The following is a 932-nucleotide window of genomic DNA, read 5'->3' as shown; positions in this document are numbered from 1 at the left end:
CTGCAATTTAAAAAAACGAAGCGAATGAAAAACCACATTTTTATTTTTACATTTTTACTCTTTCCTTTTATTTCTTTTTCACAAATCGAAAATGACTCAATTGAATTTCATTTCGAATCGTCAAAAAATAACTGGTTTAAAATTCCGTCTAATGAATGGAAATTTGATGGAAATTATGCAATAAAACGAATAGGGTATTGGAAAGGAAGTCCTTGTGGAGACGTACCTGAAACAGAAAGAGTAATCGGAATAAGAAGAAACGATACTATTTTTATAAATTATAACAAAAAAATGGACCCATTATGCGACCCAAGAATTGGAGTTGCGGGAAATGCAATTGATTTGGTTATAAATACAAAAAAATATCCGAATTATAGAAATTTGATTATTAAAGAAGTAAAAAATGAAGATTGCAAAACTGACAGTTGTTTAATAGAAAATATAAATAATATAATCAATAAGCCATTTATTAATAAAGAAGAAATCACAGTTAAATCAGATTCTCGAGGTGGTTACGAAACTTATACGGTTTACTTCGATTACAATGTTCCAATTCTCATTGAAAGAAAAATTAAAGAAATAATTCATTTCGACTATTTAGATAACAGTACCGAAGATAAATCAAAATATGTTTATGCAAAATTTTACATTAGAAATTGGGAGAAGAATGAGTTCATTAGAGTTGGAGTATTCAAAACACTTTTAAATAATGGAGAAATTCAAAAAATAGCTATGCCAGTACATTATGAATTTGATTATGATAAAGATAAAATAAGTGAAATAAAGATTAATAAAAGAAATAGCAGGTAACAATGTATATAAGCTATGGCTTGGTCTGTGCCCATTTGGAAAATCTACGGATTTTGCAAAGTTAGTTTATATTTGGAGAGGTTCGTGCCAAAACACGCCACAGCTCATATACATAAACGTTA

The 932-nt window shown here is 28.2% G+C and carries 1 protein-coding gene; it reads left to right on the top strand.

Annotated features, from left to right (window positions below):
• Positions 1-24 precede the first annotated feature (24 nt).
• The gene (locus QRD02_RS14290; protein ID WP_290255639.1) at positions 25-810 is read left to right on the top strand and encodes a hypothetical protein; all 786 of its coding nucleotides are present in this window, start codon (positions 25-27) and stop codon (positions 808-810) included.
• Positions 811-932: the final 122 nt, after the last annotated feature.

Source organism: Aequorivita aurantiaca, from assembly GCF_030410135.1.
GTDB classification, from domain to species: Bacteria; Bacteroidota; Bacteroidia; order Flavobacteriales; family Flavobacteriaceae; genus Aequorivita; species Aequorivita aurantiaca.
Note: the sequence above shows the minus strand (reverse complement) of the source record. Positions and strands in the feature narration are given on the sequence as shown.

Coding starts and splice junctions, on each gene's coding strand:
- QRD02_RS14290 (WP_290255639.1), top strand. CDS start 25: ATGAAAAACCACATTTTTATTTTTACATTTTTACTCTTTCCTTTTATT.